This is a genomic window from Shewanella frigidimarina, from assembly GCF_003797125.1.
Lineage (GTDB): Bacteria > Pseudomonadota > Gammaproteobacteria > Enterobacterales > Shewanellaceae > Shewanella > Shewanella frigidimarina.
The window spans coordinates 972,809-994,513 of record NZ_RKKE01000001.1; the positions used below are offsets into that span (position 1 = coordinate 972,809).

A 21,705-nucleotide genomic window follows, 5' to 3' on the forward strand; every position below is an offset into this window, starting at 1 on the left:
ATAAACATTGATTTTAAAGGAATTATTTAATTCATTCAACAAATACATGACAGTAATGCTGACATTATCGATAAATTCGTATCACCTATTCTTTTCCGGGGGGGGGGCTGATCCCAGGGCGAGATAGTGAACGTTTTTCAATCAATTTAACACACTATTTGACGTTAACATCTCGCTATAATCTTATACTCCCTTTTTTCGGGAGCACATCATGCATATTGACCGCTTCAAAGAGACTTTTCAAACCATAACTGACCAACGCCAAGGGGCTAAAGTGACCTATTGCCTTTTTGAGGTTTTGTTTGGTTCTCTATGTGCTGTTATCGCAGGAGCTAAAGGCTGGTTTGATATTCGAGAATACATACTTTGACATCATAATTGCTTTAAAACCAATAACCTATTTGTGAGTGGCATTCTTGCTGATGACACTATAGCTCGTATCATATCAACTATAGAACCAGAACAATTCCACCAGTGTTTTATCAACTGGATGTCATCGATACACACGCTTACGGAAGGCCAGGTGATTGCTATCGATGGAAAAACGCTTCGAGGGTCATACAATCGTGAAGACAGAGCCAGTACCATACACATGATTAGTGCCTATGCTTCATCAAACAAATTAGTGCTTGGCCAACTTAAAACAGAACAAAAAAGCAATGAGATAACTGCCATTCCTGAATTGATAAAGATGCTAGATATCAAGGGGGCTTTAGTGACTATCGATGCGATGGCTTGTCAAACAAAGATAGCCAAAACCATTGTGGACCAAGGCGGTGACTATCTGCTTGCTGTTAAAAGTAACCAGGGAAAGCTGCGCGAAGCGATAGTCAAAGCCTTCTCTTTCAAGCGAGCCAACAATACAGACAAATCCACAATTGAACAGGGCCATGGGCGTACAGAGTGTCGCCAGTGCTATGTTATTGACAGTACAAACTTAATCGGTGACTTTTCAAAGTGGAAAGGGTTAGAAAATATCATTATGGTTGAAAGCTGCCGCCTTGAAAAAGGAAAACCAATCGAGCTTGAGTACCGTTATTACATCAGTTCTAAGGAACTAAGTGCTGAACAAGCTGCGATAGCCGTTCGAGAACATTGGGGCATAGAATCAATGCACTGGGTGCTTGATGTCAGTATGAGTGAGGATGCATGTCAAATATACAACGCTCACAGGGCGGAAAATCTGTCATGTCTGCGTCATATGAGTTTGAATATGCTACGAGCTGAGCCGACGAAGATAAGCATTGTTGGAAAACAAAAGCGATGCATGATGAATCCATTAATGCTTGAGGCAGTATTAAAGGCTGGATTTAGCGGTAAGGTTAAAAATTGAGCACTCATGCGGTAGCCCTGCTGATGGACTACCCTCAATTGAAGCTTATTTATCTCCTAAAAGATCGTGATGATAGGTAATCATAAATTTTATCTTTTTTATACTCATGTGACCGCTAACTATTTAGAAACATCGCAATTATATATACGCTTATCGCCTATAGGTATTGATCCAATAGGTTTATCTGATAATCCTGCCCCTGCTTTATAGAGATATTTAGATATTACTTATTCCAGTGCCTTTTTACGGTAGCAATCCCCAAACCTAATGCTTCTGCAGCTTTAAATTGAGATAACCCCTCAGCTTTCTTTGCTTGAACTGAATGAGTTGTAGCGTGGGCTTCTGGTCTACCAAGCCTTTTGCCTTGAGCCTTAGCTCGCTCTAGTCCTTCTTTTGTTCGCTCTCTAATCCGGTTACGCTCGAATTCAGCAAAGGCTGAGAACATTTGCAGCATAAGCTTACCCTCAGCACTTGATAGGTCTGCTACGGGGAGATCAAGGCATGCAACCTTGATACCTTTATCTGTAAGCAGGTTAATTGTGTTTTGTACGTCAATGTTGTCTCGGCCTAAACGGTCTAGTTTTAAGACCACCAGCATATCACCACTTTCCATCTGGTGATTGATGAGCATCTTGAACTTTTCGCGCTTCATAGCTTCAACAGATCCAGAGATTGTTTCACTGATGGTACGGGCATGATTCACCTCATACCCTTTCTGCCTAATAGCAATAATTTGATTCTCGGTTGTTTGCTCAGTTGTTGAAACGCGACAATAGGAAAAGATACGCATTGGTCACTCACTTTTGTGGAAGGTATCAAATATAGGGGTATCATATAATTAAAGTACCATTAAAGCTACACCCTAATTTTATGATACCGATAATAGATAGAAAAAGCTGGTATCAATATACGAATGTTTATTGATACCAGTTTAAAAGGTAATGAGATTTACTTATTCAGCATTTTCATCATTGTTTGTTGGATCAATGCTTCCATATCTGGCGAAGTCTTTTCAGCAGGCTTCGATAACTTGCGCAACAGCTCGGCTTGTTTGTAGTCAGGTACATCACCGTAGCTATAAAAGCTGGTTAATACACTTTCGTGCCCTAAGTTTTGGCTCCATGCTTTAAACTCTTCAGGTGTACGACACAGATTCTCACCAAGTCTTACCAACGTATTACGGAAACTGTGAGGATTAAAATAAGGCAAACCTACAGCTTCAAAGGCTTGTTTGAAAAGCTTACGAATTGGGGTTGCATTACTCCAATGCTCTTTGAGTAAACCAACAGCTTCAAATTGCTGATTTTTGTTGTGTGCCAGCTTTGTTTTAGGAAATAAAGGATCATTTTTGCGATATCCCAACTCCCTAGTCAGATATTCAACCCATTCATTTAACACCTTTGATGGCAATTCACCCACTGGGAAAAAATAGGTGGTGAAAGTTTTACTAAATTTCGTGTTTACATCCCTAGCATCCTGATAAAAACTCTGTTCAACAAGATCAACATGCTTAATCTTAACCGAAGCAACCGCACCATCTCTTGCACCAGTTAATAAAACAAATGCAAGTAATGCCCTATCACGCATTTCAATCATTGTTGAACAAGGCATAGCTTCCAACGTCTTCATTACTTGCTCGACCGAAGCTACGTTTCTTTTACGCTTGGTATTGGCAATACGCGTATCTTTTTCTGAGAGATTGAAGTACTCGATATCGCTATAGTTAATTTTTGCTCGATAGCCTTTTTGCGTTACTAGAAATTGGAAGAAGCTTTTCAAGTGTCGCATGGTCGTAAGCACTGTCGCCTTGCTCAATTTATCACCTGTAGCGACTGACTTTTTAGAAAGAAGATGTTTCTTAAAAGCGATAGCATTCTTAGCCCGAAACTTCTTAAAGTCTTGGTAATTTGTAGACTCGTCAAACCGATTTATCGATCTCAGTACACCATCAATCGTTGAATCATCTAACTGCTTTGCTTCCCTCAAATACTTTGCATACTCATATATAATTCGGGTATTTTTCGCACTATTTTTTTTCATCATTAAAAACCTTAGCTAAAGGATAATTTAAGGGCTTTTGACCTCTTAGGATTAAGTGCTTTTCAGCTATCGGTAATTTCCCCCCTAGTTCCGTCCAAATTTGGTTAACGTCACGCCAAGAAACATACTTATTTGCCCACTGACCACACTCATAACAACGGCCTGTCATTTGTGCCATGCCTCCAGGCTTTGCTATAAATTCAACTGAATCGATGCTTGGCTCTTTTGGTCTTTTGCATTTAAAGCAAAACATCTCATTAAGCTCACATCGATGCAGATATGTTTTGCGCTTCTGCTGTAAATACAGCTTCAAGTCAGCACCTTGAATTAGTAAAGGTCGGGCTTCATCGATAACTGGCAAGCCAGCACGAATCCAATTACGAACAGTTTTAGGATGAACACCTAAAGTTTCACTAACATCCATAGCTGTATAACTGCGATGGATTTTGATTCGATTAGTGTTATTGCGACTACTCATTGTTAGCCACCTTAGATGCTGCAATACGATCATCAAGCCATTGCTCGATGTCAGCCTCAAGCCAACCAACTGCACGCTCACCTAAAGAGATAGCCTTGGGAAAGATACCTTTAGTCATATGTAGATAGATGGTACTGGTAGATAAGCCTGTTTTGTCTTTAACTTCAGGTAAGCGGATTATTTTGTTTGACACGATAAGAACCTCTAAACGTTAATTAATTCGCTTTAGAGGTTATTGGATTTGATCTGACGAAAAACCGAATTCGGTTTTAGGATTCCGAATTCGGTTTTTCGTTAAGAGAGGTTATTTACTTCGAGACTCAATAGCTGGTGGAACTTGCTTCAATATTTTACGTACTGTGTCATCTGTTAATGAAGCACCAATCAGATCGGTCATAGCTACTAATGATGTGGAAATCCCTCTTTGACTCCAGTCGACATTAGCTTCCTTACATAACGCAGCGATTAAAACTAGTAGTGAGTTTTTTTCATTAGTGCTTATTGCCTTATCGTCTTGTGAAGTCTCTTTCAGCGATTGAATAAACCGACTGATCTCAGATGTTCTTATCACTAGTATATAGTCATAATCAGCTAATTGACTTGCTACCATATACTGTGGAAGCCTGCGAGGTCCCTGCTCCAGCCTCAACCTCATTTTTTGAAGACTCAATGCCTCATTGTCGTTGTGCTCATAAGGTACTGTAGGAGCATTATCTTCATCACTTTCAGCCACAACTTCTTGTCTAACCTGTAATTGATATATTTCATCACCTTTCTGAAGGTAATGGCCTGTGGAGCATGGTATTGTGACTGTGTGACTAGAAATTTCTTGATGATATTTGTTGGTTATTTCCGCTACCTCTGCACCTATCATGGCTAAATCCCATACCCCACCAATACATATTAATTTCGGTTCAACTTTTTGAATCCAATAATCTTTTGATATTGGCTTTTCAGCATTTTGTGGGACATGAAAGCCTTTCCCATTAGGAAAATCAGGGATATTAGGTACAACCTGTTTATATTCCACGTCTTCAGTCTTAACTAGGCCAACCCTTTTAGCTTTTGCACCATTAACAAACATAACTGACAACTTTAAATAGCCGTCCAGTGCCAGCTTATATAAATCTGATCGTGAAATAGGCTCATCAAGTAGATTAGAAATATGAGTAGTTGTCTCTTCCAGTGTTAGCCACTTCTTTAATTTGAACAATTTGCTCATATTTAGCTTAATTCCTGTGATTCTTTACTTACTAATTCATCTAAATAATCCGCCCATTCCTGCATTAGCTTTGTTCTTTCGGCCAAATAAAGCGAACGGTTATAAGCCCTTGATGTAGCAGTTCCTGTCAAATGAGCAAGCTGCACTTCAATCACTTCATGGTTCCAACCTTTTTCATGCAAAATTGTTGATGCAGTGCTTCTAAACCCATGAGCCGACATAACATCTGCTGGGTAGCCCAGCTCTCGAAGACGATTAGTTAAGATATTTTTACTCATAGGTTTACTGCTATCCCGTTGATTTGGAAATACCAGTTTTGAGTAACCAGTTACAGCCTTAATCTCTTTCAAATGGCTAACCACTTGCTTAGACATAGGGACTAAATGTTCTCGACTTCGCTTCATCTCTTCGGCGGGGATCCTAATCAAACAATCATCAAAATCGATGTATTCCCATTTAAGGTGTCTGATTTCAGTTGGTCTTAAAAAAATCCGTGGGATCAACTTTAAGGCTTCAATAACGCAGTATTTGCCAGATTGATTTGTATCAATGTCTTTCATCAATTCGGCAAGCTCGTTAGGCTTAACAATTGCTGCTCTATGCTTAACAGGCGGTAAAGGCTTTAATATATCCCTCAGAGATAAACCTTGAGCAGGGTTATTCCGTGTGAGCCGATGTGCCAGTGCATAGCCAAATACTCGGTTTATGACTGCCAAAATGTTAGGGGCTTTCTTAGATGTTCCTGCGGCTTCGATAGCAAGCATTAATTCGGTGATATGGCCTGCATCTATCTCCTCAATATGAAGACCACTGATAGATTCAGAGTCCACCAGCAGCCAACGCTTAATTCTAGATGCATGATCTTCAGACCAAGAATCTCTTTGCTGCTCCCACCACTTCATAGCAATAGTTGAAAACAGCTTATCTTTGGAGGTTGTTTTGGCGCGCTTTCTTTCTCTGCGCTCGTCCATGGGGTTAATACCATGAATTAAGGAAGCTCTTGCTTCTTCTGCCAACCTTCGAGCTTCACTTAGGGATATAGAGGGGTACTTTCCTAAAGCCATCTCTTGGTACTTACCAGCATGCCTAAATCTAAGCCGCCAGAGCTTTGACCCATTATTTTTAATCAATAAAAATAAGTTATTACCATCAGACCTCTTAACCTGAGATTGACCGTCAGGGCAAGATGTATTTTTAACTTCTTGTGCTGTTAAGGGCATCAACAACTCCTAAGGAGGGGTATAACATGAGGGGTATAGGGTTTTTAATTCCTACAAATAGGGTTAAAGAAAATCACGATACCCCTCATTAACACCTAATAATTCTAAGAACTAGTGGGATATTATGGGGACTTATAGGAAGTTAAGTCAACAAAAAAGCCCGCAAACTATGAGCTTACGGGCTTTTCTAGGAAGTGCTAGTATTTGGGCAATACGTTTACATCATGCCGCCCATTCCGCCCATACCACCCATTCCGCCCATATCTGGCGCAGAATCTTGTGGTACTTCAGCAATCATCGCTTCTGTTGTGATCATAAGACCAGCAATAGACGCTGCAAACTGAAGTGCACTACGAGTCACTTTAGTTGGGTCTAGGATACCCATTTCTAACATGTCACCGTAAGTGTCGTTACCAGCGTTGTAACCGAAGTTATCTTCGCCGTTTTTAACAGTGTTAGCGACAACTGATGCTTCTTGACCTGCGTTAGTTGCGATTTGACGTAAAGGCGCTTCCATAGCACGTAGTGCGATTACTACACCGTGCTTTTGGTCTTCGTTCAATACTTCAACATCTTTAATTTTGCTTGCTACGCGAACAAGGGCAACACCACCACCGGCGACCACACCTTCTTCAACCGCTGCGCGAGTTGCATGCAATGCATCTTCTACGCGAGCTTTTTTCTCTTTCATTTCAACTTCTGTTGCTGCGCCAACTTTGATTACTGCAACACCGCCAGCTAACTTAGCCATACGCTCTTGAAGCTTTTCTTTGTCGTAGTCTGAAGTTGAATCTTCAACTTGTTGTTTGATTTGCGAAACACGTGCAGAAATTTGCACTTGGTCGCCACTACCATCGATGATTGTAGTGTTATCTTTAGTGATGATTACGCGCTTAGCTGTACCTAAATCTTCTAGAGTGGCTTTTTCAAGTTCTAGACCGATTTCTTCAGCGATAACAGTACCGCCAGTTAGGATAGCAACGTCTTGAAGCATTGCTTTACGACGGTCGCCAAAACCAGGAGCTTTAACAGCAGCAACTTTAACGATGCCACGCATGTTGTTCACAACGAGTGTAGCTAAAGCTTCGCCTTCAACGTCTTCTGCAACGATAAGCAATGGCTTACCTGTTTTAGCTAGACCTTCAAGGATTGGCAACAATTCACGGATATTAGAAACTTTTTTGTCTACTAATAAAATGAATGGGCTGTCTAATTCAATGCTGCCAGTTTCTGGCTTGTTGATGAAGTATGGTGATAAGTAACCACGGTCAAACTGCATACCTTCAACAACGTCTAATTCGTTTTCAAGCGCTTGGCCTTCTTCAACGGTGATAACGCCTTCTTTACCAACTTTTTCCATTGCGGTTGCAATGATGTCACCGATTGACTCGTCAGAGTTAGCAGAAATTGTACCTACTTGAGCAATCGCTTTAGTGTCTGAACATTCTTGAGAAAGTAGTTTAAGTTCAGCAACGGCTGCGATAACCGCTTTGTCGATACCGCGCTTAAGGTCCATTGGGTTCATACCCGCTGCAACTGCTTTTAGGCCTTCAACAACAATAGCTTGTGCTAATACTGTTGCAGTAGTGGTACCGTCACCGGCAGCATCATTGGCTTTAGAAGCAACTTCTTTAACCATTTGTGCGCCCATGTTTTCGAACTTGTCTGTTAGTTCGATTTCTTTAGCAACTGACACACCATCTTTGGTGATCATTGGCGAACCAAAGCTTTTATCTAAAACAACGTTACGACCTTTAGGGCCTAAGGTTACTTTAACTGCGTTGGCTAGGATGTTAACGCCTGCAAGCATTTTTACGCGTGCGTCGTTACCAAATAAGACTTCTTTTGCTGCCATTTTTTGATGTTCCTTTAAATTTAATGATTAATTGGAAAGTCGATTGATGCGTGAGGCTTAGCCTACTACTGCCATCAGGTCAGCTTCTGACAGGATTAACACTTCTTCACCGTCAATTTTTTCTTTCTTCACGCCGTAACCTTCATTGAAGATCACCACGTCGCCCACTTTAACGTCAAGTGGTGTAACTGTGCCATTTTCTGAAATACGACCGTTGCCTACTGCAAGGATTTTACCGCGAGTTGATTTTTCTGCTGCGCTGCCTGTAAGCACGATACCGCCTGCAGATTTAGATTCAACTTCTAAGCGTTTAACGATAACGCGGTCATGTAATGGACGAATATTCATCTATGAACTCTCCTAATGATTTGATGCCCAAAAAGCGAGGCTATTGACTAACAAATAAGGGTTTCCCCCTTGATGCATGTGATATGGGGGTGACTGGTCACAGATCCAAGGGGAATTTTAAAAAAAATTGCACTTTTTTTACGTCTGTTTTATTAAAGCAATGCTAATCCTGATAGAATTCGGCTCCTTTGAAACACCAAACGTTTGAGAATAGATGAAAGACAGACACGGGTTGCTCAGCGCACCTATTGGTCGTGTACTGCTTAACATGACTTTGCCTAACCTGATTGGGATTATGACCATTCTAGGTGGCAGTCTGGTGGACATTTTTTTTATTAGCCAGTTGGGTACAGATGCACTGGCAGCAGTGAGCTTTACGTTTCCGGTAACCTTAGTGATTACGAGCATCGGCATTGGTATTGGCGCGGGTGTGTCTACCAATCTTGGCCGCTTGATAGGGTCTGGCCATGCGCCCGAATCCAGAGTGTTTTTATTTGATGCCTTGTGCATGACACTGCTTATTATTTGGGGTTTGTCGATACTCGGCTGTGTGTTTATTGAACCTATTTTCAGTTTACTAGGGGCCAACAGTGCCAGTTTGCCATTAATTAACGACTACATGTGGTACTGGTATTTAGGCGCTCCGGCATTGGTGTTGTTAATGGTGGGTAATCAAGCATTACGCGCCACGGGTGACACCCACTCACCGGCTAAAATTATGATGTTAGCCGCGATAGTAAACTTGATCCTCGACCCGTTACTTATCTTCGGCATTGGCCCTTTTCCGCGTTTAGAAATTCAAGGCGCAGCGATTGCGACCACACTATCCTGGTTAGTGGCAATGTCATTAGCGGGCCACTTAATTATTGTAAAACGTAAACTGGTTCAGTTTACTGAGTTTGATGTAGGTCGATTAATTTTACATTGGAAAGTCTTATCCCATATTGCTCGCCCTGCAGCATTAATGAATGTAATTAATCCTATTGCCAACGGCATTATAATGGCGATGTTGGCACGAATTGATCATGCTGGTGTGGCTGCCTTTGGTGCCGGAATTAGGCTTGAGTCGGTATTGTTGATTGTGGTGATGGCGCTGTCGTCGAGTTTAATGCCGTTTATTGCTCAAAACCTAGGTGCCAGCCAACCTGATCGCGCCAAAAAAGCCTTATTGATGTCGTTGCGATTTGCTTTTGTATTTCAAACAATCTTGTTTATTCCGCTGTATTTTTATGCCGAACCTATCGCAAGATTGTTTACTCACGACCCACTGGTTATTGAGTGGCTGAGTTTTTATATTATGGTGTTGCCTGCCTCTTATGGGCCACTTGCCATTGTTATTATGGTTGCCACTAGCTTAAATGCTTACCATAGGCCGTTGAGTTCACTGGTGATTAACTTATGCCGCTTAATGTTATTAATGCTACCGCTGGCGGCCCTAGGCTCGTACGTTGGCGGGGTGAAAGGGATTTTATTGGCGTTACCCATTGCGAATACATTGATGGGGATAGCTTGCTATTACCTGGCTACTCAAATTAGCGAACCAAAAGAGATTAAGCACACAGTGCCTTGTTCAGATAATTCAATAGCTACAGACGGCGAACAAGACGATACCAATAAATCAGCCTCTCGCCTTGGCGAATATTAAACTGTGTTAATAATGGCAGCCACACTTGCTTTTTAAACTGTGTCGGTGGATTAATAACACTATATTACTGGTAAACAATCTTGGTTTAACATGAAAAAATCCATTTACGCCGCCATGCTTTCTGGCATTGTTTGCCCTGGCAGTGGCCAGATCTGGCTGGGTAAAAAGCTACTCGGCTGGGGGTTTATCAGTGTCAGTGTGGTCTGTATTTTGGTGATAATGGATCAAATTATTAGCCGTGCACAAGTGATTGCGGAGCAAATTTTAGCGGGTAATATCAGTAACGATTTAACCTCCATTTATGCCGCGGTATCTAACGTAGCCCTCGACGCCAGTAACTCAACCATGCCAGCACTCACTTGGATATTTATAGCCAACTGGGGATTAAGTGTCGCCAGTGCATTTTGGTTTGGTGCTCAGCAAGATAAGCAACTCCAGCTGCAAGCCGATTCCAAGACAGAAGCATAAACAAAAACAGCCGAGCAATGCATCTGCACTAGTCGGCTGTTTTACCTTGTTTTTTATCACGCGCTAAATGCGGCGCTCAATAAAACCAGCTCTACACATCACAGCAAATCACAAATCAAACTTGGTCTTGTTAAATAAGCTGGTATTACCATAATGTGTATTAAGATGGTGTGTCATAAGTGGTGCGTATTAAGACGGCTTGTCGTCATCTTTAGGCTTAATGGGCTCTACATCTATAATATCGTCACGATTGTCGTCATGGCGCTTATCTTTAATGTCATCATCACGATCATTGTTAATGTCTTTATCAAGATCAACAACCTCAATTTGATGGCTACGTGGGTGATCATTTTTATGTTCAAAATCACCGTCGAAAGTGTTGCCCTGTTGATCAAATGGCTTTTGCCCTGCAAATGGGCCTGATTGACCAAAAGGACTTTGTCCGCCGCCAAAACCAGGGGGAATACCACCATTAGCCACAACACGAAGTTGCATGCGTTTATATAAAAATGCCGCAATAGGAGCGCGGGTAAATGGGGTTAATAAAATTAAGCCAATAAAGTCGGTAACAAAACCAGGAATAAGCAATAACACCCCAGCGGCAGCCAACATCATACCTTCAACAATTTCTTGCCCTGGTGCTTCGCCTCGGGCTAATTTTTGTTGCACGCTCATTAAAGTACTTAAGCCTTGGCTGCGTACTAATGACACACCTACAACCGCGGTAAATAACACTAGCGCGACTGTGGTCCATGAACCGATTGAGCTGGCTACTTCAATGAGTACATTGAGCTCAATAACCGGTATTAAAACAAATATTAACAATAAAATAAAAAACATATTGGCCTCTAAGGATCGCTTTTTGATAGAGTGACGACTTATAAGATAACAGAGTGGCGACCTGTAAAATAACCGTTGCCGATGAAACTTAAATGGGGGTGAGCGGGTCTCTTTTCAAGACGCGTCACGAATATCACCTCAGTTTAATGAAAATGCGTTTAAAAAAGCGTACTGTGATGACCTTGCGCATGATAACAGCATTAACTTAAGTAAACTTTAAGACAACTTATGTATAAACCTGAACAGCTACTTGTTTTTACCACTTGCCCAGACGCTGACATTGCTTGTCGCATTGCGACGGCATTGGTAGAGGCAAAGTTGGCGGCGTGCGTACAAATAGGCCAAGCCGTTGAGTCAATTTATCAGTGGGACAATAACATTTGTCAGTCACACGAAGTGCCGATGCAGATAAAATGCATGACAACTGATTACCCTGCAATTGAACAACTGGTGATCACAATGCATCCTTATGAAGTACCAGAATTCATTGCCACTCCGATTATCGGTGGTTTTGGCCCTTATTTACAATGGATAAAAGACAACTCACCATCATGAAAAAACTCGTTGCCATATGCCTTACATCATTGTTAATGATGTCATCAATTTTACTCGCGCCAACAGCACACAGTGCTAATGTGTTGAGTAATAAATTCAGCTTTTTAAGCAGCGAACCTGAGTTAATGAAGGTTAACGATGCTTTTGTGTTTGACTACCAACAACAAGGTAATCAACTCAAAATCAATTTTGTCATTGCTGAAGGCTATTATTTATATCGCGACAAGCTGCAGTTTTCGGTCGACGGTGCAGTGATTGGCGATATTGAATTACCTCATGGTAAAAACCATCACGACGAATACTTTGGCGACCAAGAGGTGTTTTACTCGTTTGTTGAAATCCCTATCGCATTTAAAGAAGCCCAAGCCGATGCGGTATTTCATGTCACCTTTATGGGTTGTGCAGAAGGTACTTTGTGTTACCCGCCCACCAAACACGATGTAACGTTAACAGCGATTGAAGCAAATGACGGCACATTAAGCAGTAAAAAAGTGATTGGTGCACCTGATGACGCGCAAGCATCGACAACGGCAACCGATGCTCCTGCAGCACCCATTACTCAGCAAGACACGTTAAACCAAATGCTCCAAAACGATAGCCTATTATGGACCTTGGTGATTTTCTTTGGTTTAGGTATTGGCTTAGCATTAACACCATGTGTGTTTCCGATGTACCCTATTTTGTCGGGCATTATTGTTGGCCAAGGTAAGAAGTTATCTACCGCTAAAGCCTTCACTCTATCAATGGCCTACGTACAAGGCATGGCGATTACCTACTCTTTATTAGGATTAGTGGTTGCCTCTGCCGGACTTAAGTTTCAAGCAGCCTTGCAACACCCAGCCATTTTGATTTTCTTAGCGGTGATGTTTGTGCTGCTGAGCTTATCAATGTTTGGCATGTACGATTTAAAACTGCCATCGAAGTGGCAAGAAAAAATGAACTCGATGTCGAACAACCAAAAAGGTGGCAACCTTATTGGTGTGTTTATGATGGGGGTGATTTCAGGTTTAGTCGCTTCGCCTTGTACCACGGCGCCGTTATCTGGCGTGCTGATTTACGTGGCGCAGTCTGGTGATTTACTGCAAGGCTTTTTAGCGCTGTATGTACTCAGCATGGGTATGGGTTTACCGTTATTAGTGATTGGTACTTCGGGTGGCAAAATCTTACCACGCGCAGGAGCGTGGATGGACATTATTAAAACCATCTTTGGTTTCTTACTAATTTCAGTCTCGATAGTAATGATTGGCCGTATTTGGCCTGGTTTAGTGTCCGATTTACTCTGGTCATTATGGGCAATATGCTTAGTCGCTTACTTAATGCATCAAAACAGGTTGTCAGAATTTAACTGGAAACAAAGCACTCGTGGGGTATTTTTACTACTGGCTTTGATGGCAAGCTTTTCGTATGGTTTCCAAGCAATCATGACAGGTTTTGGTCATAAAACCCCAGATATTACTCAAGCGGGTGTTGAAGGAAAAGCCCAAAATAAAGAGAATCATTTTATTCGTATTAAGTCGCTTGAAGACTTAGAAGTTGAATTGGATAAAGCCAGCATTAGCGGTAAAACGGTGATGTTAGATTTATACGCCGACTGGTGTGTGGCCTGTAAAGAGTTTGAAGCGATTACCTTTAAAAATAAAGATGTCGCCACGCGCATGAGCCAAATGGTGCTATTGCAAGCTGACGTAACGGCCAGCGATGATATTGATATCACCCTTTTAGAACATTATGGCGTGTTAGGTTTACCTACCTTGTTAATGTTTAATAGCGATGGCAAACAGCGTGAAGATTTACGAGTTACTGGCTTTATGGGACCAAAAGAATTTGCCGCTCATTTAGATATCCTGCTAGCAAAGTAAATTAGCGAAAGGAATTTAGCGGGTTCATTAGGGTCTGTTGATCTTTCAAGGTTATTTTTGCAGCGAATTGTTGGCCATTTGTACAAGGCAGAGACTTTGATGTGTAGTTATTCTACATAAAAAGTTGATAACGCAGTAAAAATGACCAACAAACTCTGCCCGAAAGGTTCAGCTAAAAATGTTTTACTCTTTGTTGAATGAATTTTGCTTAGATGATTAGGCATCAATCCATTCGCCTCGATTAAAACGTTTTTAACTCGAACAAAATTCAACCAGCAAAGTTCAACAGACCCTAGCTAAAGCGCTATGTAAACCTCACCCAATAAACATTATGCAAAACAGCATCTTTAGTTACTAAAGATGCTGTTTTTTGCATTTAACGCATTAAAGTCATCGAAAGTTAACTTTTTTCTTATACAATAAGATTTCATACCCCTCAATCAAGGCGCTTTATGGAACCCGCTATCCTGATTATCACCCTACTTTGCGGAATGCTGGTCAGCCGAGTGGGTTTACCGCCACTGATTGGTTATCTTGCTGCTGGTTTTGTATTGTTCACCTTAGGCATTGAAGACACTAGCTTACCTATTTTGCAGCAACTTGCTGACCTAGGTGTCACCTTACTGCTATTTTCCATTGGCCTTAAACTTGATCTTAAGAGCCTGTTTAAAGCCGAAGTTTGGGCCGGTTCAAGCTTACATTTAATTGGTTCGATTCTATTTTTTGTGCCAGTGCTAAAGCTGTTAGGCTTTTTAGGCATTGAGCAGCTCGACGGGTTCAGTTTCAATCAACTAATGCTAATTTCCTTTGCATTAAGTTTTTCCAGTACCGTATTTGCGGTAAAGGTGCTTGAAGACAGCGGTGACATGCAGTCACTTTATGGCCGAGTAGCGATTGGTATCTTGATTATGCAAGACATCTTCGCTGTGATCTTTTTAACCATTTCTAAAGGTAACATCCCGTCAGTTTGGGCGTTTGCATTGTTATTACTGCCGCTTGCAAGACCGCTTATTTATAAAGTGTTCGATCGCGTCGGCCACGGTGAAATGCTGGTATTGTTTGGCCTTGTGATGGCATTAGTGGTGGGCGCATGGTTATTTGAAGCCGTCGGTTTAAAACCCGATTTAGGCGCATTGATTGTGGGTATTTTATTAGCTGGGCATGCTAAATCATCCGAATTAGCCAAGTCGATTTACTTCTTTAAAGAGTTATTCTTAGTCGCCTTCTTCTTAACCATTGGGTTAAACGGATTACCCACATTGGCCGATATTGGTTTAGCGGCGATTTTAGTTGCGCTAATTCCAGTGAAAATTTTGATGTTTGTTTATCTGCTAACCCGCTTTAAATTGCGCTCACGCACATCGTTATTAGCCTCGTTTAACTTAGGTAACTACAGTGAGTTTGGTTTAATCGTAGCGGCAGTAGCGGCACACAAGGGTTGGTTACCACCAGAATGGCTGATCATTATTGCGGTAGCGTTAAGCATAAGTTTCTTATTTGCAGCGCCGTTTAATAATAACGTCAGTAATATTTATCAGCGTTTCCAATCAAAATTAACCAAACTCGAACGCCACCCATTACACCCAGAAGACAGACAAATCCGTATTGGTAATCCACGCTTTTTGATCTTAGGGATGGGCCGTATTGGTTCTGGGGCATATGATGAATTACGCGCCAAATACACCGGCGAAATTTTAGGGATTGAACACAAACAAGAACTGGTTGATTTTCATCGAAATGAAGGCCGTAATGTTGTACAAGGTGACGCTAGCGATACTGACTTTTGGGTCAAGCTTGAACGTGCGCCACACTTAGAGTTAGTCCTACTGGCAATGCCACATCACGCGGGTAATTTGTTTGCAGTGCAACAATTGCAAAAGCTTAATTACGAGGGGAAAATCAGCGCGATTGTGCAATACGCTGAAGATGCTGAGTCATTAAAAGAGTCTGGTGTTCATACTGTGTATAACTTGTATGAAGCTGCAGGCGCCGGTTTTGTTGACCATGTGATTAAAGAGCTACTCGATTCACCACCAGAACTGGTACCTGGTTCAGTTGTGGCTAGTAGTGATCAGCCAAACCAATCGGCAATAAACGATACGACATCTGAGTCGCCATCATAAAACTAATCACCAATTGCAAACGCCTAGATAACTCTCTAGGCGTTTTTGTTTACTACAGAGTATTTTCAATTTTGCTTCGGATAAAAAAATCTCAGTTACAGACACGGTAAAGACATGCTATAACTCAAGTAACCAGTCTTTCCATGTCACCCTTTGTCGGATTTTTTGAAGTATGTCAAACCCTGCTCAACGCGCCACTAAATTATTTGTTCGTACATTTGGCACCAAGCCAGATGATTTATACCAAGCGCCCGGGCGAGTTAACATTATGGGCGAGCATACCGACTATAACGAAGGCCTCGCATTACCCGCTGCAATTAACTTTCATACTGTTATAGCGGTAAAGCATCGCGATGATAATTTATTTCGCGCGGTGACAACCGCTTTCCCTGGGGAAATTAAGCAATGGCACTTTGGTGAAGAAGGCCCAGTCGCTGCAGGCGATGACTGGAGCCATTATCTCAAAAGTGTAACCGCTGCTATGAACCAATCGGGTTTACGAGCTAAGGGCTTAGACTTAGCCATTGTGGGTGACGTACCACTGGGAGCCGGTTTATCATCGTCGGCAGCACTGGAAATCGCTTTTGGTACCGCCATCAGTTATGCCAGCCAATTAAACTTATCTCCTATCGCTATTGCCCAATTAGCTCAACGCGGCGAAAGTCAATTTATGCTGTTAGATTGCGGCATGATGGACCAAATCATTAGCGCGATGGCAGAGCCTGATCATGCCTTATTGATTGATTGTTTAGAATTAGAAAGCGAATCGGTGCTATTACCAGAAGAACTTAGCTTAATCGTAATCGACTTAAAGCAAGACCGTCATGGTTTTACCCAACAATTTGAACAACGTAAGCAAGAGTGTAATCAGATAACCAAGTTACTTGGCCTCGATTCTTTGCGTGATTTATCATTGAGCCTACTCACGGCAGATAAAGAATCACTCAGTGATGTTCAGTTTCGTCGAGCACGCCATGTCATTACCGAAAATCAACGTACTAGTAATGCTGCCAGAGCTTTGCAACAAAACAATATTGCCCGTTTTAGTCAGTTAATGGCACAGTCTCAAGCATCAATGCGCGATGACTTTGACATTATCACTGCCGACATTGACACCTTAGTGAGCATGATTGCGAATTTAATCGGTGAAAAGGGCGGCGTACGTATGAGCGATGGCTGCGTATTGGCATTGGTCAATCATGACCTTACCGATGAGGTGATTAACCTAGTTGAAAACCAATATTTTAAGCAAACAGGTATCGAAGCAACAATATACTTATGTTCAGCGAGTGGCGGTGCAGGACGCATCGGCTAATAATTTACAGATTAGAGAGGCATAAATGGTACGTTTTAGTGTGCTGGAACCTTGGCAAGATCCCCGTGGTGGTGAGATTGAGCGGGTTAGAATTGATAATGGCATCATCGCACTTGAAGTATTAAGTTTAGGCGGCATTATTCGATCATTATGGACTCCAGATCGCAACGGTGAACGTAAAAATATCGTGTTAGGTTGCGACAGTGTCGAAGATTATCTGGCTCAACAAGCCCATTTAGGCGCGATAGCAGGACGTTACAGCAATCGTATTGCCAATGGTAAAACCCAATATAATGGCCATGAATACCAACTTAGCGTTAACCAAGCGAGCAATTGTTTACACGGTGGCGTTGAAGGCTTTAATCGGAAATTGTGGCAACTCGGTACCTTAAGTGATGGCGTCCGCTTAACCTTAACAAGCCCAGACGGCGACATGGGATTTCCGGGCAATTGTACTGTGCAACTAGATTACCGTTTAGTGGGTAATAACTTGTACATTGAAATGCTAGCTAGTACCGATAAAGCCTGTCCTATTAGTTTAACCCAGCACAGCTACTTTAATTTAGACGGTAATCGCAGCGACACTAATGAGCAACATACTCTGCAAGTGGATGCCACAAAGTACCTCACAATGAATGATGTTGGTGTGCCTACCTCAATACAACCTACCGCAGGTAGCGATGTAGACATGGCAAAACCCACACCAATGTCAGTACAAACCGAACGCCCAGCATTAGCCGCTACTAAGGGCTTTGACCATTGTTATGTGTTAGATAATCCCGGTGCGGATTTACAGCGCTTTGGTTGCTTAGCCAGCCCTAATAGTGGCCGCAATATGACGGTTTATACTAATCAGCCTGGGGTGCAGGTTTATGGAGCAAACTTTTTGCAAGGTACGATAGGTAAAAAGCAGCGAGTATTAAGCGATCATCAAGCTGTGTGTATTGAACCACAAATGCTACCCGACTCGCCTAATCAGCCAGACTTACCCGGCGATGTATGGATAACACCTGGTAAGCTATATCACCACATAACTCGATATCAGTTTGATGCCGAATAATCAGCCTGTTAAACCCAATTTCAATGCCGAAGATATTGGTCAAATTGCCGTTGGGGCTTTTGCGCTGTCGGTGCCGATTGCATTTTCTGAAGAAGCGTGGCGATTGTCGGCCAGTTTGCCAACATTAAATTTGGTATTGGTGGTGGTATTGTCGCTGGCATTTATTACCTTATTTGCTTATCAGAGTGTGTTTCAGGCAAATATTGTTAAGCGCAGACGAGCATTTTTTTTGCGGGTAATTGCGGCGTATATATTGACGTTACTGGTGGTGAGTATCGTACTGTTGGCGTTAAATAAATTGCCATTAATAACCGATCCAATCTTAGCGTTAAAGCGGATTATTTTAATCGCGATGCCCGCATCAATGGGTGCGATTATTGTCGACAGTTTCGACAAAGAATAAACCATATAAGGAATAATGAATTATTCCTTATATGGTCAGTAATCTTTAGCAGATATAAGCAGAATCATACGATGAACCAACAACACTCTGAGCCAGAGACTCAATGTTATCTGCAGGGTTAATCGTCTACACTATCACCCATATCATCAAAGCTATCATTGTCATCATCTGAATCATCAAATTCTGGAATGTCATCATCTGCGTTAATCGCTTCATCTGGCTCTGGAGCCGGTTTAGCCTTACGCGGTGGCGCTGTATCGGGTACTTTTGACAAATCAATTCGTAACTGATGCTTTGCCATAAACTCACTACGCGCCGCTTTCCATGCATCGCCAAACTCAGCCATAGCAGCTTTTGTTTGTTGTTCATCTAAGTCGTGTAAGTTTACTTTAACGATGTCTTCTACGTACTCCACAATCGTATTACGGATAGTGTTGTACATGAAAATGCGCCCTGGTGACGCTTCTGGCAATTGATTATCATGAACGACGATAGTGTTACCTTTCGATGTTCTTAATTCACCAAACCAAAGTTGTTTTTTTGCAGTGTTATACATATATGCTAACGCCCTTAATCAACACATATTCTAAAAATGGTGCAGGATTATTGAAGATAATATCTTCATACTGCGCCACGATTATCTGTTCTGTATTTGTGTGGGTATTTAAACAGAATATTTCTGAGAATCAATGCCTAAAACGATGAATTTTTCGCGTAATCGCATAAAAATGTCGGTTGTAGTCAATTTTTAACACTTTTCTGTCATTTTTCTCACAAAATAAACGCCTCACCAAGTGATTAGCCACCTTATGACCAATCACTTTGTGATCACGACTTTAGCTTAAAAACATCAAGCTTCAAGTTTTTTATCAAAATTTATCGCTGATTAAAACCACATTATAAATAAGTGTATTGGTAAGGGATTAATACACTTAACGAGGATCGGCTTGCAGATCCAACACTATCTTACCTTTGTGTGTACCCGACTCCATTAGTTCATGTGCCTGTACCACTTGCGAGAATGGGAACACACTATCGATTGGAATACTCATTTTGCCACTATTTAATAGCGGCCATACGAACTCAGCCAAACCTTGAGCAATCAGGGCTTTATTCGCCACGCTTTGTGGTCGTAACGTTGACCCAGTCCAAATGACTCGTTTAGCCATAATGCGGAAAATATCCACGTTTGCTTGTGGACCACGTTGCATGGCAACCGACACCATACGTCCGTCGGTTGCGATAGCTTTAAGATTTTCGTTAATGAAGTCGCCACCAGCAATATCCATAATCACGTTAACGCCTAATCCATTTGTCGCTTCTAAGATCGGCTCAACAAAATGCTGCTCGTTATAGTTAATCGCTACGCTAGCGCCTTGATCAAGACAGTATTGGCATTTCTCTGCACTGCCAGAGGTTGCAAATACCGTTGCACCTAAACGACTCGCCATTTGGATCGCAGTTGTACCGATGCCACCAGAGCCCCCATGAATAAGCACTGTTTCACCCGCGTTAAGTCCACCGCGAATAAACAAGTTACCCCACACGGTAAAAAAGGTTTCTGGCAACGCGGCAGCTTGCACAAAACTGTAACCAGTAGGAATAGGTAAACAATGTGCTGCGTAAGTATTCACTAACTCGGCATAGCCGCCACCAGGCACTAAGGCACACACTTTATCGCCAACTTGCCACTGAGTAACATCGTCTGCCACGGCAACAATTTCACCGGCGACTTCTAACCCAATAATCGGGCTGGCATCTGCTGGCGGTGGATAAGCACCAACTCTCTGTTTAATGTCTGGGCCATTGACTCCAGCAGCATACACCTTAATCGTCACTTGGCCTTCTGTTGGCATCGCAAGCGTTGATTGAGTCATGGTCATCACACTGGGTTCGCCAGGCTGTTCAACCACTACATGGGTAAATTGTCTATTTACTGTCGCCATAAAAATATCACCTTGGTTAATTGTTACCAAAAAGTAACTTGGATTAATAATCTGTTACAGGCGCCGATCACCTGTTCACAAATTCAGCAGGTTTGTTAGCAAAACATAAAGTAGTATCTTTTTTAATCAAAAATGATTGCCTATACACTTTAAACCATTACTATACCCGCCCGTTCAAAACATGGAGCAAAATACTTGTTAAAGTACCTGTTCGTTTTACTGTCTATTTTCAGTATTCACGCCCATGCTGCACCTATCCGTATCGCCTCTGATATTTGGTGCCCTTATATCTGCGACAACCAAACCGGCTACGTTGTAGAACTCACACGTCGCGCTTTTGAGATCCAGGGTCAACCGGTTGAATTTCAGATTTTTCCTTATAAACGCGCACTGATTGAACTGCAAAGAAATAACATCGACGCTGTACTGGCATTGACGTCTAGCGCCATTGTCGAAAATAAATTGATTAATGCTGATGTGATTGTCGGCTATAACAGCAACGACTTTTATACTCTTGTTGATAGTAATGAAACATTTGAGCAGATTACCGATCTCAATAACACTCAACAGGCTGCGATAGTCACTGGTTACCACTATGGTGTTGAGCTCGACGCTTGGTTTGGTGCACATCCTAATACGTACTTTGCCTCTGGCAGAGATCCATTGGCTATGAATATTATTCGGCTAGTAAAAGGACGTCATTCGGTCATCATCGACAACAAAAATGTCATTGAGTACACCGCAAGTCAATTAAACTTAACTCAACAACTTCGCTATGCTGGCACTATAGGCAAACCGGTGCCTTTGTATGTTGGCTTTAATCCACACAATAAAGCTTACGCGGTGACCTTTACTAATGGCATCGAGATGCTAAAAGCCAATGGCGAATATCAACAGATTATGAGTAAGTACAAAATATTACCTGCTCTGACATCTGACGAGGCCCGTCATAAAAACCTGCAAAAATTCCTGCCTATCTTTAATTAATCTCGCTT

At 41.9% G+C, this 21,705-nt stretch carries 20 protein-coding genes and 2 pseudogenes; 10 read left to right on the forward strand and 12 right to left on the reverse strand.

Annotated elements, in window-relative coordinates:
- Window positions 1–211 precede the first annotated feature (211 nt).
- Window positions 212–1,333, forward strand: a pseudogene (locus EGC86_RS04340) (ISAs1 family transposase).
- 223 nt (window positions 1,334–1,556) lie between these two features.
- On the opposite strand, the gene EGC86_RS04345 reads toward EGC86_RS04340, so the two are convergent.
- The 8 genes from EGC86_RS04345 to EGC86_RS04380 form a co-directional block, all read right to left on the reverse strand.
- Window positions 1,557–2,123 carry a recombinase family protein gene (locus EGC86_RS04345; RefSeq protein ID WP_123776733.1) on the reverse strand — a complete coding sequence of 189 codons (567 nt, stop codon included), beginning with the start codon at window positions 2,121–2,123 and terminating at the stop codon, window positions 1,557–1,559.
- Window positions 2,124–2,281: 158 nt separating this feature from the next.
- Window positions 2,282–3,376 carry a tyrosine-type recombinase/integrase gene (locus EGC86_RS04350; protein ID WP_207893030.1) on the reverse strand — a complete coding sequence of 365 codons (1,095 nt, stop codon included), beginning with the start codon at window positions 3,374–3,376 and terminating at the stop codon, window positions 2,282–2,284.
- Window positions 3,360–3,851, reverse strand: a complete 492-nt coding sequence (locus tag EGC86_RS04355) for a helix-turn-helix domain-containing protein (RefSeq protein WP_123776734.1) — start codon at window positions 3,849–3,851, stop codon at window positions 3,360–3,362. Before EGC86_RS04355 ends, EGC86_RS04350 begins: the two co-directional genes overlap by 17 nt.
- Window positions 3,844–4,044, reverse strand: a complete 201-nt coding sequence (locus EGC86_RS04360) for a helix-turn-helix transcriptional regulator (protein WP_123776735.1) — start codon at window positions 4,042–4,044, stop codon at window positions 3,844–3,846. The genes EGC86_RS04355 and EGC86_RS04360 overlap by 8 nt, the downstream gene beginning before the upstream one ends.
- Before the next feature lie 111 nt (window positions 4,045–4,155).
- Window positions 4,156–5,073 carry a hypothetical protein gene (locus tag EGC86_RS04365; RefSeq protein WP_123776736.1) on the reverse strand — a complete coding sequence of 306 codons (918 nt, stop codon included), beginning with the start codon at window positions 5,071–5,073 and terminating at the stop codon, window positions 4,156–4,158.
- Between the two features lie 2 nt (window positions 5,074–5,075).
- On the reverse strand, window positions 5,076–6,293 hold the full coding sequence (locus EGC86_RS04370) for a tyrosine-type recombinase/integrase (RefSeq protein WP_123776737.1): 1,218 nt from the start codon (window positions 6,291–6,293) through the stop codon (window positions 5,076–5,078).
- Window positions 6,294–6,510: 217 nt separating this feature from the next.
- Entirely contained in the window at window positions 6,511–8,148 is a 1,638-nt protein-coding gene (gene groL, locus EGC86_RS04375) for a chaperonin GroEL (protein WP_123776738.1), read from the reverse strand.
- Between the two features lie 57 nt (window positions 8,149–8,205).
- Window positions 8,206–8,496 carry a co-chaperone GroES gene (locus EGC86_RS04380; protein ID WP_011639076.1) on the reverse strand — a complete coding sequence of 97 codons (291 nt, stop codon included), beginning with the start codon at window positions 8,494–8,496 and terminating at the stop codon, window positions 8,206–8,208.
- Between the two features lie 214 nt (window positions 8,497–8,710).
- Here EGC86_RS04380 and EGC86_RS04385 point away from each other — a divergent pair, with 214 nt between their 5' ends.
- Both EGC86_RS04385 and EGC86_RS04390 read left to right on the forward strand, forming a co-directional pair.
- The gene (locus EGC86_RS04385; protein WP_011639077.1) at window positions 8,711–10,141 is read left to right on the forward strand and encodes an MATE family efflux transporter; all 1,431 of its coding nucleotides are present in this window, start codon (window positions 8,711–8,713) and stop codon (window positions 10,139–10,141) included.
- A 90-nt stretch (window positions 10,142–10,231) separates the two neighbouring features.
- Entirely contained in the window at window positions 10,232–10,609 is a 378-nt protein-coding gene (locus tag EGC86_RS04390; protein ID WP_123776739.1) for a hypothetical protein, read from the forward strand.
- A 189-nt stretch (window positions 10,610–10,798) separates the two neighbouring features.
- Here the strand turns inward: EGC86_RS04390 and EGC86_RS04395 are convergent, their stop codons facing one another.
- Window positions 10,799–11,449 carry an FxsA family protein gene (locus EGC86_RS04395; RefSeq protein WP_123776740.1) on the reverse strand — a complete coding sequence of 217 codons (651 nt, stop codon included), beginning with the start codon at window positions 11,447–11,449 and terminating at the stop codon, window positions 10,799–10,801.
- 228 nt (window positions 11,450–11,677) lie between these two features.
- Between EGC86_RS04395 and cutA the strand changes: the two genes are divergently transcribed.
- A complete protein-coding gene (gene cutA / locus EGC86_RS04400) occupies window positions 11,678–12,004 on the forward strand; it encodes a divalent-cation tolerance protein CutA (protein WP_123776741.1) in 327 nt (108 codons plus the stop codon).
- Window positions 12,001–13,863, forward strand: a complete 1,863-nt coding sequence (locus EGC86_RS04405; protein ID WP_123776846.1) for a protein-disulfide reductase DsbD — start codon at window positions 12,001–12,003, stop codon at window positions 13,861–13,863. The genes cutA and EGC86_RS04405 overlap by 4 nt, the downstream gene beginning before the upstream one ends.
- On the opposite strand, the pseudogene EGC86_RS21205 reads toward EGC86_RS04405, so the two are convergent.
- A pseudogene (locus tag EGC86_RS21205) lies at window positions 13,836–14,087 on the reverse strand (hypothetical protein). The gene EGC86_RS04405 and the pseudogene EGC86_RS21205 overlap by 28 nt on opposite strands.
- A 228-nt stretch (window positions 14,088–14,315) precedes the next feature.
- Between EGC86_RS21205 and EGC86_RS04410 the strand changes: the two are divergent.
- The 4 genes from EGC86_RS04410 (at window position 14,316) to EGC86_RS04425 (ending at window position 18,764) form a co-directional block, all read left to right on the forward strand.
- Complete coding sequence (locus EGC86_RS04410; RefSeq protein ID WP_011639082.1) at window positions 14,316–15,986, forward strand: cation:proton antiporter family protein; 1,671 nt, start codon at window positions 14,316–14,318, stop codon at window positions 15,984–15,986.
- Between the two features lie 172 nt (window positions 15,987–16,158).
- Window positions 16,159–17,301, forward strand: coding sequence for a galactokinase (galK, locus tag EGC86_RS04415; RefSeq protein ID WP_011639083.1), 1,143 nt, complete (start codon window positions 16,159–16,161; stop codon window positions 17,299–17,301).
- Between the two features lie 25 nt (window positions 17,302–17,326).
- On the forward strand, window positions 17,327–18,361 hold the full coding sequence (locus EGC86_RS04420) for an aldose epimerase family protein (RefSeq protein ID WP_123776742.1): 1,035 nt from the start codon (window positions 17,327–17,329) through the stop codon (window positions 18,359–18,361).
- Window positions 18,351–18,764: a DUF2391 family protein gene (locus EGC86_RS04425; protein ID WP_011639085.1), complete on the forward strand. Its 414-nt coding sequence runs from the start codon at window positions 18,351–18,353 to the stop codon at window positions 18,762–18,764. The genes EGC86_RS04420 and EGC86_RS04425 overlap by 11 nt, the downstream gene beginning before the upstream one ends.
- Window positions 18,765–18,882: 118 nt before the next feature.
- Here EGC86_RS04425 and EGC86_RS04430 read toward each other — a convergent pair whose 3' ends face one another.
- Together EGC86_RS04430 and EGC86_RS04435 are read right to left on the reverse strand one after the other, a co-directional pair.
- Entirely contained in the window at window positions 18,883–19,320 is a 438-nt protein-coding gene (locus tag EGC86_RS04430; RefSeq protein ID WP_011639086.1) for a hypothetical protein, read from the reverse strand.
- A 376-nt stretch (window positions 19,321–19,696) separates the two neighbouring features.
- A complete protein-coding gene (locus tag EGC86_RS04435) occupies window positions 19,697–20,710 on the reverse strand; it encodes an NAD(P)H-quinone oxidoreductase (protein WP_011639087.1) in 1,014 nt (337 codons plus the stop codon).
- A gap of 195 nt (window positions 20,711–20,905) precedes the next feature.
- On the opposite strand from EGC86_RS04435, the gene EGC86_RS04440 reads away from it, so the two are divergent.
- Window positions 20,906–21,697: a substrate-binding periplasmic protein gene (locus tag EGC86_RS04440; RefSeq protein WP_165872334.1), complete on the forward strand. Its 792-nt coding sequence runs from the start codon at window positions 20,906–20,908 to the stop codon at window positions 21,695–21,697.
- The last annotated feature ends 8 nt before the right edge of the window (window positions 21,698–21,705 follow it).

Bases quoted from the DNA above. Each gene is read 5' to 3' on its own strand.
- EGC86_RS04405 (WP_123776846.1), top strand. From the start codon at position 12,001: ATGAAAAAACTCGTTGCCATATGCCTTACATCATTGTTAATGATGTCA.
- EGC86_RS04395 (WP_123776740.1), bottom strand. From the start codon at position 11,449: ATGTTTTTTATTTTATTGTTAATATTTGTTTTAATACCGGTTATTGAG.
- EGC86_RS04355 (WP_123776734.1), bottom strand. From the start codon at position 3,851: ATGAGTAGTCGCAATAACACTAATCGAATCAAAATCCATCGCAGTTAT.
- EGC86_RS04390 (WP_123776739.1), top strand. From the start codon at position 10,232: ATGAAAAAATCCATTTACGCCGCCATGCTTTCTGGCATTGTTTGCCCT.
- EGC86_RS04410 (WP_011639082.1), top strand. From the start codon at position 14,316: ATGGAACCCGCTATCCTGATTATCACCCTACTTTGCGGAATGCTGGTC.
- cutA (WP_123776741.1), top strand. From the start codon at position 11,678: ATGTATAAACCTGAACAGCTACTTGTTTTTACCACTTGCCCAGACGCT.
- galK (WP_011639083.1), top strand. From the start codon at position 16,159: ATGTCAAACCCTGCTCAACGCGCCACTAAATTATTTGTTCGTACATTT.
- EGC86_RS04350 (WP_207893030.1), bottom strand. From the start codon at position 3,376: ATGATGAAAAAAAATAGTGCGAAAAATACCCGAATTATATATGAGTAT.
- EGC86_RS04380 (WP_011639076.1), bottom strand. From the start codon at position 8,496: ATGAATATTCGTCCATTACATGACCGCGTTATCGTTAAACGCTTAGAA.
- EGC86_RS04345 (WP_123776733.1), bottom strand. From the start codon at position 2,123: ATGCGTATCTTTTCCTATTGTCGCGTTTCAACAACTGAGCAAACAACC.
- EGC86_RS04435 (WP_011639087.1), bottom strand. From the start codon at position 20,710: ATGGCGACAGTAAATAGACAATTTACCCATGTAGTGGTTGAACAGCCT.
- EGC86_RS04420 (WP_123776742.1), top strand. From the start codon at position 17,327: ATGGTACGTTTTAGTGTGCTGGAACCTTGGCAAGATCCCCGTGGTGGT.
- EGC86_RS04430 (WP_011639086.1), bottom strand. From the start codon at position 19,320: ATGTATAACACTGCAAAAAAACAACTTTGGTTTGGTGAATTAAGAACA.
- EGC86_RS04385 (WP_011639077.1), top strand. From the start codon at position 8,711: ATGAAAGACAGACACGGGTTGCTCAGCGCACCTATTGGTCGTGTACTG.
- EGC86_RS04425 (WP_011639085.1), top strand. From the start codon at position 18,351: ATGCCGAATAATCAGCCTGTTAAACCCAATTTCAATGCCGAAGATATT.
- EGC86_RS04365 (WP_123776736.1), bottom strand. From the start codon at position 5,073: ATGAGCAAATTGTTCAAATTAAAGAAGTGGCTAACACTGGAAGAGACA.
- groL (WP_123776738.1), bottom strand. From the start codon at position 8,148: ATGGCAGCAAAAGAAGTCTTATTTGGTAACGACGCACGCGTAAAAATG.
- EGC86_RS04370 (WP_123776737.1), bottom strand. From the start codon at position 6,293: ATGCCCTTAACAGCACAAGAAGTTAAAAATACATCTTGCCCTGACGGT.